General features: G+C 61.4%; 9 protein-coding genes. All 9 read left to right on the top strand.

Annotation, left to right across the window (positions count from 1 at the left end; genetic code table 11):
- Nucleotides 1–5 precede the first annotated feature (5 nt).
- The 9 genes from ACIQYU_RS19635 to ACIQYU_RS19595 are packed head-to-tail and all read left to right on the top strand — an operon-like array spanning nucleotide 6 to nucleotide 12,656.
- A complete protein-coding gene (locus ACIQYU_RS19635; RefSeq protein WP_233687513.1) occupies nucleotides 6–920 on the top strand; it encodes a beta-ketoacyl synthase in 915 nt (304 codons plus the stop codon).
- Nucleotides 917–2,215 carry a beta-ketoacyl-[acyl-carrier-protein] synthase family protein gene (locus tag ACIQYU_RS19630; RefSeq protein ID WP_402801639.1) on the top strand — a complete coding sequence of 433 codons (1,299 nt, stop codon included), beginning with the start codon at nucleotides 917–919 and terminating at the stop codon, nucleotides 2,213–2,215. Before ACIQYU_RS19635 ends, ACIQYU_RS19630 begins: the two co-directional genes overlap by 4 nt.
- Complete coding sequence (locus tag ACIQYU_RS19625) at nucleotides 2,212–3,423, top strand: beta-ketoacyl synthase N-terminal-like domain-containing protein (protein WP_402801636.1); 1,212 nt, start codon at nucleotides 2,212–2,214, stop codon at nucleotides 3,421–3,423. Before ACIQYU_RS19630 ends, ACIQYU_RS19625 begins: the two co-directional genes overlap by 4 nt.
- Before the next feature lie 38 nt (nucleotides 3,424–3,461).
- On the top strand, nucleotides 3,462–6,332 hold the full coding sequence (locus ACIQYU_RS19620) for an aminotransferase class III-fold pyridoxal phosphate-dependent enzyme (RefSeq protein WP_207837174.1): 2,871 nt from the start codon (nucleotides 3,462–3,464) through the stop codon (nucleotides 6,330–6,332).
- Nucleotides 6,333–6,341: 9 nt separating this feature from the next.
- A complete protein-coding gene (locus ACIQYU_RS19615; RefSeq protein ID WP_233694209.1) occupies nucleotides 6,342–7,079 on the top strand; it encodes a 3-oxoacyl-ACP reductase family protein in 738 nt (245 codons plus the stop codon).
- Nucleotides 7,076–7,840 carry an SDR family NAD(P)-dependent oxidoreductase gene (locus ACIQYU_RS19610; protein ID WP_233694208.1) on the top strand — a complete coding sequence of 255 codons (765 nt, stop codon included), beginning with the start codon at nucleotides 7,076–7,078 and terminating at the stop codon, nucleotides 7,838–7,840. Before ACIQYU_RS19615 ends, ACIQYU_RS19610 begins: the two co-directional genes overlap by 4 nt.
- Nucleotides 7,841–7,842: 2 nt before the next feature.
- Nucleotides 7,843–9,126 carry a DUF1302 family protein gene (locus ACIQYU_RS19605; RefSeq protein ID WP_402801630.1) on the top strand — a complete coding sequence of 428 codons (1,284 nt, stop codon included), beginning with the start codon at nucleotides 7,843–7,845 and terminating at the stop codon, nucleotides 9,124–9,126.
- Nucleotides 9,127–9,176: 50 nt separating this feature from the next.
- Nucleotides 9,177–10,013: an outer membrane lipoprotein-sorting protein gene (locus ACIQYU_RS19600; protein WP_402801627.1), complete on the top strand. Its 837-nt coding sequence runs from the start codon at nucleotides 9,177–9,179 to the stop codon at nucleotides 10,011–10,013.
- 33 nt (nucleotides 10,014–10,046) lie between these two features.
- On the top strand, nucleotides 10,047–12,656 hold the full coding sequence (locus tag ACIQYU_RS19595) for an RND family transporter (protein ID WP_233687444.1): 2,610 nt from the start codon (nucleotides 10,047–10,049) through the stop codon (nucleotides 12,654–12,656).
- Nucleotides 12,657–12,684: the final 28 nt, after the last annotated feature.

Raw genomic sequence — 12,684 nt, 5'->3', positions numbered from 1 at the left:
CTGGTGTGTACGACCGCAAGCTGTCCCGCAGCCTCGAGCCTCAGGGCGCGCGCCTGCTGTATTGCGCCGGCCGTCTCGCCGAGACCTTGCGTGGGCTGGAACTGCCCGACGAGCGGATCGCATTGATCGCTGCCATTCCGGAAGTGGATGGCCCCAGCTCGTGCTGGGATGCAGTGCAGGCCATTGGCGCACAACCGGCGGATCTGTTGGCGCAATTCTTTGCCCACACACCGCCGCTGCATGCGCTGATGATGCTCAACAGCAGCGTCATGGCCCACGCCGCTGAGGCCTTGCGTTGCAAGGGACCCATGGGCGGTTTTTGCTCACAGGGCAATGCGGGGCTGGATGCTTTGATGGAGGCCGCCGCCCATCTGAGCGAAGGCCGTGCCGATGCTGCCGTCGTCGTCAGTAGCAGTCCGAACATTACCCCGGCGTTGTACCTGCGTGACGCTACTCACCCACCTGTGAACCCCGGCCCGTGGGTTTTCGGCGAAGGTGCTGCGGCACTGTTGCTGACGACCAACCCGGGCAGCGGTGCTCAGTCTGCGTTGCGAATTGCCGGGTTTGCCCGTGGTTACAGCGCGCAACCCGAGCGTGGACTGGCGGTTGGTCGCGACGTCATTGAGCGTGCTTTGAGCAACGAAGAACTGTGCCTCAGCGATGTCGGGCAAGTCGTCGCCGATGCACAGGATCCGCAGATTGCCGCGTTGTTTGCCCGATCGGGGCACACCCTCGAACACTCCAAGGCGTTGGTAGGTGACTTGGGCGCCAGCGCCTTGCTCAGCGAAATCGCTGTGACCTGGGCACTGGATTGCAGCCGTTACACGCTGTTGCTCGAACATAGCCGAGGCGGGCATTGGGGCGCGGTGCTGCTGGCCAGAATGTCGTCGGACACAGAGACAATGGAGAGTTACCCATGAGCCCCACACGGGTCGTGATCACGGGCATGGGCGCCGTCACCGGCTTCGGTTTCGAGTGGCAGTCCATGTGGCAAAAAATGTTGGCCGGCGAGCATTGCATTCGGCCATGGCAACCGGAAGGTGTCGAGGCGGGTGCGTTTCCCGTGCGTTACGCAGCGCCCGTGGACATGAGCTTGATGCCGGCACACTTGAAAGACCATCCGGCCTGGGGGTTGTCGCTGGAAAAACGCACCCGCTTTGGTTGGGTCGCGGCCACCCAAGCCATTGCCGACAGTGGCCTGAGCCCCGAACAGTTGCGTGGCGCGGCGGTATTGTCAGCGTCCGGCGCACCTGCTCATCGTTTGCAGGACATGCTGCTCAGCCTGGCGGATAACCCGGCGCAGGCGCCGTCCTGGGCTCAATTGATGGCGCGACAGGCGCAGGTCGATCCTGACAGTTCACTGTGTCAGAGCAACGACCGTCTTGCGCGGGTGATTGCCGATGGCGTCGGCAGTGAAGGCCCGGTGATCAATATCAGCAGCGCCTGCGCGGGAGCGTCCCAGGCCATCGGCAATGCATTCCAGATGATCCGTCGCGGCGAGGTCGAGGTGGCCATTGCCGGGGGCGCCGATTCGGTGCTGAGCCTGGACACCATGACCGCGCTGTATCTGCTCGGCGCCGCCAGCAGCGAACAGCGTTGGGGTACCGAACTGTGTCGGCCGTTCGACCGCCATCGCAGTGGCTTGATTGCGGGTGAAGGCGGTGGTTTTGTAGTGCTCGAAACCCTCGAACGGGCGCTCGCCCGAGGGGCAACGCCGTACGCCGAAGTGCTGGGTTTCGGCAGCAGCCTGGATGCCTACAAAATCACCGCACCCGACCCGCAGGGCCGGGGAGCGGTGCTGGCGATGCAGGCGGCCCTGACGGATGCCGGTCTGGCGCCGCAACAGGTCGATCTGATCAATGCCCACGGTACGTCGACACCCCTCAACGATGCCGTCGAAACCCTGGCGATCAAGACCCTGTTCGCCGAGCGCGAACATTATCGGCGGTTGCTGGTGACGGCCAACAAATCCCAGTTCGGCCACCTGATTGCGGCCGCCGGAGCACCGGAGTTCATGCTCACGGCCCTGGCCTGCCGGGATGATCGGGTCACGCCGACCCTGAACCTGCATGATGCCGACGAACAATGCGACCTCGACTACTGCGCCCATCAAGCGGTCAAGCGCAAGGTCGACGTTGCCCTGAGCAACTCCTTCGGTTTCGGCGGCCTCAACACTTCGCTGGCGCTGGGCAAGTACCGGGAGGCGCCGCGATGAAACAGGCGGTCGCGATTGCCGGTGCGGGTTGCGTGTTGCCCAGTGGCTGGGGTGTCGAGTCGTTCTGGGCGGCCGCAACCGAAGGGCGCAGTGCAATTACGGCGCTGAACGCCCGACGGTTCAGCAGCGAACGCGTGGTGGCGTTCGGGCAAATTCAGGATCAGGACCACCAACGCAGCCGACAGGACCTTGCGCAAAACCTTCAGCGTTACTGCACGCCGGCAGTGATCTGGGGTGTCAGCGCGGTACGTCAGGCGTTGGAAGAAGCAGGCCTGGCCGGTGAGCAGCCGGATGTCCGTTTCGGTTTGTATTGCTGTCAGGGCGGCTACACCCATCCGTCTCTGGAATCCTATGCCGAGTTGTTGCTCGGCTGTCGGCAGGACGGCGTGGCCGACATGGCGGCGTTCGCCAAACGGATCCTGCAAGACCGTGCCCAGGACCCTTTTCTGGTGCTCAAAGGCTTGAGCAACTGCTTGCTGGGTGTCACCAGCCTGGCGCTGAAACTGGTGGGTGAGTGCAACGCCTATATGCAAGGTGTCGCCGGCAACCTGGCAGCCTTGCGTGAGGCTACGGCCGCTTTGCAGGATGGCCGGATTGACGCGGCAATCGTTGTCGGTGCGGGCAGCGAGCTGGATGCCCTGGCGCTGTCCGGGTTGGTCCAGGCGGGGGTCATCAGCGCCAACGGCTCGAACACTCTGCTGCCGTTTGACCTTCGGGGCACCGGCGGCATTGCCGGGGAGGGCGCGGCAGCATTGGTGTTGCGCCGGCGCGAAGACCTGCCGGCCGGTCCTCAGGCGTGCCTCGCCGAGATGACGGCCCATGCCACCCTCGGTCGCTTGAGCCTGCCCGACAGCCCAACCGATGTGTTGGTGTGCAGCGGCACCGGCGATGCGCACAAAGACCGCGTGTTGTGCCAGACGCTGGCCCTTGCGCGCGCCTCGCACATCACCAGCGGGTTGGCGATCAACGGCATTCTCAGCGCGGCGCCGAGCCTGGTGGATCTGATACTTGCGCGTTGCGCATTGCAGGCCCAAAGCGTGCCGCCGATTGCCGGCTTGCAGCAGCCAGTGGCGAACCTGCCGTTTATTCAGGGCGCACCCCACGCCGCGAGCCTTGCGCATTGCCTGGTGCTGAACCGCGACGACAACGGCTTCAGCGCCGCCTATCAAGTGCTCTACAGCGCAAAGGTCACTCAGGACTGCCGCTGACTACCGCCTCTTTTTTACTTTCAAGGGATATGACTGTCATGGATTATCGCGATTTCGTTCGGCCCAAATTCGTCGGCCTGCTCCAGGCACTGGGCCTGGAGTGTGAGTTTCAGCGCGCCCTCGGTAGCCAGTTGTTCTACCGCAACCGCAAGGGCGACATGGTCACGGTCACCGACTTTCTCGGCGGTTACGGTGCGGCACTGTTCGGCCACAACGACCCACAGTTTGTCGATCAGCTATGTGCGCTGCTACGCAGCGACGTGCCGTTCAACGCACAAATGTCGATCCGCGGCGCGGCCGGGCAATTGGGGCGAGAGCTCAGCGACGCCTTCAATCGCGAACTGAAGAACACCGAACGTTATATTTCGACCTTCTCCAACAGTGGCGCGGAGGCGGTGGAAATCGCCGTCAAGCACGCGGAGTTCCGTCGCCAGAAAAGCCTGCAAAAGCAGTTCGACGACATCGATTTCACCCTGGCCAGCCTGACCGCCAGCGAACGCGCTTACCGCGAGCTGGATGTGGCCGACCTCGACCTGCCTGCAGGTGTCCTGCCGGCCAACCTGAACAGCGTGACCTTGCGTCAGCTGGTTGAAGCCGTTCGCCAACACAACCTGGCGCAGTTGCACATCGAACCGGTATTCGTCGCCCTGCGCGGCAGCTTCCACGGCAAATTGGTCAATACCGTGCAACTGACCTATGGCCGTCAATACCGCGCGCCGTTTGCCCGTTTTGGTCTGAACGTGGAGTTCATCGACCCACAGCAGCCCCATCAGTTGCAGGAATTGCCTGCCCGGCACAGGCACCATTGGTTGAGCCTGCAATGGGACGGCGAACACCTGAACGTGCTGCAACTGCCGTTCAGTGCGATTACCGCCGTGTTGATGGAACCGATTCAGGGCGAAGGCGGCATCAACGAGTTCGCGGCCGAGTTCTACCTGGGGCTGCGCAAGCTGTGTAACGAGCAACAATGCCCGCTGATCGTCGATGAAGTGCAGTCGGGTTTTGGTCGCGCCGGGACGTTTCTTGCCAGCAGCCAGTTCAACCTGCAAGGCGACTATTACTGCCTGTCCAAGGCCCTCGGCGGCGGCTTGATGAAAATCGCCGCGACGGTGATCCGCAGCAGCCACTACGAAGGCGAGTTCAGCTACATCCACAGCTCGACCTTCGCCGAGGACGATCCGTCCTGCCATATCGCGCTGTCGGCATTGCGCCGGTTGTTCGCCAATGATGACGCGATGCTCAAAGACATACGCAGCAAGGGCGCCTACCTCAAAGCCTCGCTCGATGAACTGAAGATGGCCTATCCGGATGTGATCGCCGATGTGCGCGGGCGTGGCTTGCTGGTGGGTTTGGAATTGCACGACTTGAGTGTCAGCAGCTCGCTGGTACAGGCGTCGGCCCAGTACAACGATGCCTTGGGTTACTTGATCGCCGGTTACCTGTTGCAGTTCGAAGCGTTGCGGGTAGCACCGTCGGGCAGCAACTCCAACGTGATTCGCCTGGAGCCGCCAGCCTGTATCACCCTGAGCGAGATCGACGGGCTGATCGGTGCCCTGCAACGGGTCTGCGACATGCTGCGCCGTGGCGATGCGTTGCCGTTGGCGGCGGGTATCTGCGCAGACTCGATTCCCGCCGTGCCAGCCCGTCAGGACGATTTTCGGGTGGCCGAGCCCGTTGAAAACAACGAGGCCAAGGTCGAAGTAGTCGCTCGGGTAGCGTTCATCAACCACCTGATCGATGCCGATATCCTCGGTGACGTCGATCCCTCGCTGGCAGCCCTGAGCCCGGAACAAAAACGCACGTTCATCAACCGCACCAAGCCTGAGCGCCGCGCTGCGCCAGTCGGCCCGGTGACCATTCGGTCGCGCCTCGGCATGGCGGTGGAGTTCACGTTGTACCCGCTGTGCATGGATTCGGATGCCATGGCCGAGTACATCCTCAGCGGTGACCTGGACAGCATTCGCGAAGAAGTCGGCAGACGCGTCACCGATGCCCGCGCCGATGGCTGCAGCATCGCTGGCCTTGGGATGTACACCTCGATCGTCACCAACAATTGTCAGGCGCTGAAGATTGCCGACATGGCGCTGACGTCCGGCAATGCCCTGACCATCGGCATGGGGCTCGAAGCCATCGAGCAAGGCTGCGTACAGCAGGGTCTGGCACTGCGCGAGCAAACCGCTGCCGTTGTCGGTGCCGCCGGTAACGTTGCCTCGACCTATGCCTCGGTGCTTTCCGCCACCGTCGATCACCTGATTCTGATTGGCAGCGGTCGTGACGGCTCGGTTCGGCGCCTGGAGAAAACTGCCCAACTGATTTACGCCGACGCGGCCCGTTCGATCCTCAAGGGCACGGCCGAACACGACCGGTTGGCGCAGCGACTGCTGACCCTTGATGGTTTTTGTGACTTGTTGCGCTCACATGGGCAAAAAGCCGACCTCGGTTTGCACATCGCCCGTCTGGTGGATGAGCGCCTTGGCGCGAACGCTTTCATCACGGTCACCAACGATCTCGACGCCCTCAAGGGCGCACGGGTTGTCCTGTGTGCGGCCAATGCGCCTCAGCCATTCCTCGGCACCGAACATTTCGCCGAGCGCAGCGTGATCTGCGATATCGCCGTGCCGCTGAACGTCCATCAAGACCTGCCGAGCCAACGCGAAGACCTGCTCTACATGCACGGCGGCATCGTCCAGACGCCGTTCGACGACGGCCTGGCGCCCAACGTGCGGGCCTACCTGAAAAAAGGTCAGCTGTATGCGTGCATGGCCGAGTCGGTGTTGATGGGCTTGTCTGGCATGAGCCAGCACGGCTCATACGGCGATATCAGCCGTGAGCAAGTTCAGCAGGTCCGCGCACTGGCCGCGATCCACGGCTTCACCCTCGCGCAATTCAAAACTCAAAACTCACTTTAAGGAGCGGTCATGACTCAGAAAATAGCTGTCGTGACCGGCGGCAGTCGCGGCATTGGCAAGTCCATCGTGCTGGCCCTGGCCGGCGCAGGTTATCAGGTTGCCTTCAGTTATGTCCGTGACGAGGCGTCAGCCGCTGCCTTGCAGGCGCAGGTCGAAGGGCTCGGCCGGGAGTGCCTGGCCGCGCAGTGTGATGTCAAGGATGCGCAGAGCATTCAGGCGTTTTTCGAACGGGTCGAGCAGCGTTTCGAGCGTGTCGACTTGTTGGTCAACAACGCCGGTATTACCCGTGACGGTTTGCTCGCCACGCAATCGGTGAGCGACATCACCGAGGTCATCCAGACCAACCTGGTCGGCACGTTGTTGTGCTGTCAGCAGGTGCTGCCCTGCATGATGCGCCAGCGCAGCGGGTGCATCGTCAACCTAAGTTCCGTGGCCGCGCAAAAGCCCGGCAGGGGCCAGAGCAACTACGCCGCCGCCAAAGGCGGTGTAGAAGCATTGACGCGTGCACTGGCGGTGGAGTTGGCGCCGCGCAACATCCGGGTCAACGCGGTAGCGCCCGGCATCGTCAGCACCGACATGAGCGAAGCCCTGGTCGGCGCCCATGAGCAGGAAATCCAGTCGCGGCTGTTGATCAAACGGTTCGCCCGGCCTGCAGAAATTGCCGACGCGGTGCTGTATCTGGCCGAGCACGGCCTGTACGTCACGGGCGAAGTCTTGTCCGTCAACGGCGGATTGAAAATGCTATGAGCCAGGCACGCACGATTGTGATTACCGGCGCGGCCAATGGTATTGGCCGCGCCGTCGCGGAAAATTTTGCAGCCCAGGCCGAGCACCTTTTGATCTTGCTTGATCGGGATCTGCCAACCTTGCAGAGGTGGGTCACCGAGGGCGAATTTGCCGCTCGCATCGAAACCCATGAAGCGAACATCGCCGATCTCGCCAGCCTGCAACTCCTGTTCAAGGGCCTGGCCAACCGGGTCGGCTTTGTCGATGTGCTGGTCAACAGCGCCGGGGTCTGCGACGAGAACGAACCCGAAGACCTCGACAACTGGCACAAGGTGATTTCGATCAACCTCAACGGCACCTTTTACGTCACCTCGTTGTGCCTGCCACTGATGGCGGATGGTGGGCGGATCGTCAACATGTCGTCGATCCTCGGCCGAGCGGGCAAGGTCCGCAACACCGCTTACTGCGCCTCCAAACACGGCATCATCGGCATGACCAAAGCCTTGGCGCTGGACCTGGCACCACGGCGAATCACCGTCAATGCCATCCTGCCCGCCTGGATCGACACACCGATGCTGCAAGGCGAATTGGCGGCTCAAGCGCGCATCGCCGGGATCACCCACGAGCAAATCCTGCGCAATGCGAAGAAGAAGTTGCCCCTGCGGCGCTTCATTCAGGGTGACGAAGTGGCGGCCATGGTCCGTTATCTGGCGAGCCCGCAGGCGAGTGGCGTCACGGCGCAAAGCCTGATGATCGACGGCGGTGCCGGGTTGGGAATGTAGCCATGGCTCGACTGGGATTGAACCGCGGCCTTTTGGCCGCGCTGGTCAGCCTCGGCTCGCCAGTGGCGATCGCCGAGTGGTTGCCGGGGCATCATGAAGCGGAGATCGGCGTTGCCATGGCCGTGCGTCTGCACGGGGACGACCAGGTCACGCAAAAGGCCGTGTACCTCAAGTTCAGCCTGGAGGATGCCTGGGACAGCGGCTACTACAAGGCCAAGGGCCGAGCCCGCTACGACTTCCGTTATGACGGCAACAACCCCTACAGCGCGCAAGCCCGGGACGATTACCGGGCGACTGCCGATTGGCGGCACCTTTACTGGGGGCTCTACGTCGGTGACGGCGAGCTGACGGTGGGCTGGCAGCAGGTGGTGTGGGGGCGTGCAGATGAATTACGGGTGCTCGATCAGATCAACCCGCTGGATTATCGCGAGGGTGTGATCGGTCTGTTGGAAGACAGCCGCATCGCCGTGCCGATGATTCGCCTGGTGCAGCCGGTCGCCGAGTGGGAGCTGGAAGCGCTGGTGATCACTGATTTTGTGAAGAACCAGGCGCCGGCCGTCGGCAGCGAGTTCGATGCACCTATCTTTGCCACACCCGATCCGCAGATGTTTGTGGTCGATTCGCGGCCCGGTTATGACGGTCACAGTGGCTTCGGTTACGGCGCCAGTGCCAACGGCCGGATCGGCACGGTGGATGTCAGCTTCGTGGCCCTCAACGCCCGCCAACAGGACCCGGTTTACGCCGTCGAAGGCCAGACCGACGAGGGCCTGATTCGCCTCGAACGGCAATTCCCGCGCTATTCCATGGGCGGCGCCAGTGTGGCCATCGATGCCGGCCACAGCATCGTGGTACGCAGTGAAGTCGCCTACTTCGACAATTGGCGCGTCACCAACCCTTACCGCGCTTACGGCAGCGACCAGACGGCGATGACCAAGTCGCTGCTGGGCGTCGATTACCTATTGCGGGACTGGCTGATCTCGACGCAGTGGCAGCATCAGCGGCTGCTCGACTGGCAGCCCGGCATGGTCCAGGACAAACGCGACGACCTGTTCACCGTGTCTGCCGAAGGCTCGCAGTTCCAGGATCGCCTCAAGACCCGTCTGGTTTTCGGTATGTCGCCGCCAGCGCAGGACGACAGTTTCGTTCAGGGGATCTTCACCTACAAACCGGTGGACTGGCTCAAGTTGGGGCTCGAAGTCGATGTGTTCTTCGGCAAGCCCGACCGCCAGTTCGGTGCGTACGCCAACCGCGACCAGGTGCGCTTGTCCGCCGGTTATCTGTTCTGACCACACCGGTGCGGTGTGCGAACCACTCAAACAATGAAAAGGAAATCGCGATGTTGCCCATCTTCAAGACCCTGACTGTAAGCGCACTGCTGCTGAGCGCCGCTGCCGCCATGGCAGCTGAAACACGCACGGCCGACGACATCATTCGCCAGGCCCGGGACCGCGATGACGGCAAGAGCTTCATGTCCCAGGTGTCCCTGATCCTGATCGACAAGCAAGGTAACACCCGCATCCGCGAGTTCAGCTACCTGCAAAAGGATTACCCGGACAGCGACAAATTCACCATGTATTTCTCCGCGCCGAGTGATGTGCGTGACGTCGCCTTCCACATCGAAAACCCGCGCGAGGCCCTGGGCCTCGAAGACAGCCAATGGATGTACTTGCCGGTCAGCCGACAGACCCGAAGGATTTCCACCACCGACAAACGCGGGGCGTTCATGGGTAGCGACTACTCCTATGCCGACCTCGACAAGATTCGCGCCGAAGACTATCGCCAAACGCTGGTTGGCGAAGAGCAGTTGCAGGGCCGCGATTGCTACGTGATCGAGCGTGAGCCGGCGACGCCTGCCGTGCTGGCCAAGACCGGCTACAACAAGCTCAAGGTCTGGATTGACAAGAAGAACTCACTGGTGCTGCGCCAGGACTTCTTCGATGTAAAAGGTGTGATGTTCAAGCAGATGCGCACCCTGAAGACTGAAACCATCGACCAGATCGACAGCATTACCCTCAGCGAAACCGAGGACTTCATCGCCGGTACGCGCTCTCAGCTGCGCTTCAACCAGTTGCAGTACAACGTCGCGCTGGACGACCGCCTGTTCACGCAGACCGCGATCAAGCGCGGGCTGAAAGCCGGCGACTTGCCGGAATACGCCGTGTCTGCCCGCTAAGCGCCGCTCTCGATTCATCTGGAACCCTCATTCATGGAAAGATACTTGAACTTCGTCGAGCGCTATGCGCGGGCAATTGTGTTCGTGCTGGTGGCGATCACCGCCTACTTCACTTACACGCTCGGCGCGCTGATGTCGGACACCAATCCGTATCTGCTCAAGGACACTCACCCGGCGCGCAAGACGATCATTGATTTGCAGCGCGAGTTCACCGGCACGTATGACTCGGTCATGGTGGCGCTGAGCAACCCTGAGAGTGTCTTCAACACCACGTCGCTGAACGCCCAGTTCGAGCTGTCCCAGGCCATACGCCGGTTGATGCTGGCGAACGATGAGGACCGTGTCGAACTGCAGCGCATCGTCGGCCTGCACAGTGACGACCATGATGCCCAGGGCTTGCTGGTGCAGATCCTCGCCGAGGGTTTTTCGCAGAACGATTACGCTGCTGCCAAAGCGCTGCGCGACCATGGGATTGCCCGGCACTGGGACAGCCATGACCTGCAGTTCCTGAGCTTTCTTGCCGAGCGGCTCAACCCGATCCAGGAAATGGCCTCGATGGCTGACCTGGAAAACATCAGCTTGAGTGCCGATGGCGAGTTGTGGATCCACAAGACCCTGCACGCCCTGGATATGGACCCGGTCAAGGTCGAAGCGCAGATCATGGGCAACGAGCAGATGGTCGGTGGCGTCGTCTCGGCGGACAAGAAAGTCGCCATGGTCGTCGCCGAACTGGGCACCAAACAGGACGACGCTCAGGCCCAGTTGCGTGCCTATCACCAGGTCCGCGAGATCATCGCGAAGTACCAGGCCGCTCACCCGGAGTTCACCGATGAGGTGTTCATCGCCGGCATGCCGATCTTCATTGCGGCCCAGCAGGAAATCATCGATCACGACCTGGCGATGCTGTTCCCGATCGTGTTCCTGTTGGTGACCTCTCTGCTGGTTTTCTTCTTTCGCAAACCACTTGGCGTGGTGCTGCCGCTGTTCAATATCCTGTTCTGCACCATCTGGACCCTTGGCCTGATGGCGCTGCTGCGTGTGCCGATGGACTTGCTCACCAGTGTCTTGCCGGTGTTCCTGTTCACCATCTGTTGTGCCGACGCGATCCACGTCATGGCCGAGTATTACGAACAGCTCAATTCGGGTAAGTCTTTCCGCGAAGCCAACCGTGAAACCCAGCGCCTGATGGTCACACCCGTAGTTCTGACAACGGTCACGACTATTGCGACGTTCTTGATTTCAACCACCAACAACATTGTCAGCATCCGCAACTTTGGCGTGTTCATGTCCATCGGCCTGACGGCGGCGCTGATCATCTCGTTGCTACTGATTCCGGCGTGGATTTCGATCTGGGGCAAAGATGCCGTCCCGCGCAAAGTGCAACTCAAAGAGTCGCTGATCTCCCACTATCTGGTGGTGTTCTGTGCCTGGCTGATTCGCTGGCGCAAGCCGGTATTGCTGGTGACCCTGCCGTTGTTGGCGATGATGACGGTGTTCACGTTCAAGGTGGATATCGAAGACTCGGGCATTGCCTACTTCAAGAAGGACAGCCCGGTACGGATGTCCGACGAGTTCATCAACCGGGCTGGAGTCGCGGGTACATCGCCGGGCTGGATCGCTTTCGACACCAAGACTCCGCGTGGCGCGCTGACCACTGAAACCGTGCAGTTCCTCGAACGTCTGGACCAGTTCATCAGGGCCCAGCCGAACGTGAGTTACACCTATTCGGTAGCGACCTACATCAAGCGCATGAACCTCGTGCTCAACGACATGAACCCTGCTTTCCTGCGGGTGCCGCAGGCGGTGGAGCAGGTGACGGTGGTCGATGATGACGGGAAACCGGAGACCTTCGATGTCGACGGCAACTCGCTCATCGAACAACACATCATGATGTTCGAGAACGGTGGCGGCACCGACTTGCAGAACGTGCTCAATGCCGATTACTCGAAGGCGGTGACGCTGTTCACCATGACCTCATCTGTGGCGGGCGATTACCAGGCGATGCTCGATAAACTGGACGCCTGGCTGGCCATCAACAAACCGGCCAACCTGCAAGTCACCCATGCCGGTACGCCGTACATATGGACCGGGGTGTTGCAGGAAATCACCCAGGGTCAGGTGCTGAGCTTCTCGCTGGCGTTGCTGGCCGTGACCTTGATGATGATGTTCTGGCTCAAGTCAGTACGCCTGGGCATCCTCGGCATGCTGACGTTGCTGACCACGTCGGTGACGGTGTACGGCAGCATGTACCTGTTGGATATCGAGTTGAACATCGGTACCACACTGGTGACGTTCCTGGTGGTGGGCGTCGTGGATTACGCCGTTCACCTGCTGTCACGGATCAAGATGCTGGTGCAGAAGGGCATCGAGATCGACGAGGCCATCCTGGCGGCCATGCAGGGCGTCGGGCGCTCTACGGTGGTCAACGTCGTGATTTTCTCGATGGGCTTTGTCGCGCTGCTGTTCTCCGCCTACAAACCCGTCATTGACCTGGGTGTATTGGTGATACTGGCGCTGTCATCCAGCGGCTTCATGACCATTTTGTTGGTCACGCTGATTTCGCCGTGGTTCTTTGCCTCGATTGTGCCGCAGCCAGCAGTGCAAGAGAGCGAGCAGCCGGGGGGTGAGACTGTGCCAGGCTAAATCGCCGGGGCGCCTGCGTGCTGAAAAC

The organism is Pseudomonas sp. NPDC096925 (genome assembly GCF_044762545.1).
Classification (GTDB): domain Bacteria; phylum Pseudomonadota; class Gammaproteobacteria; order Pseudomonadales; family Pseudomonadaceae; genus Aquipseudomonas.
Note: the sequence above shows the minus strand (reverse complement) of the source record. Positions and strands in the feature narration are given on the sequence as shown.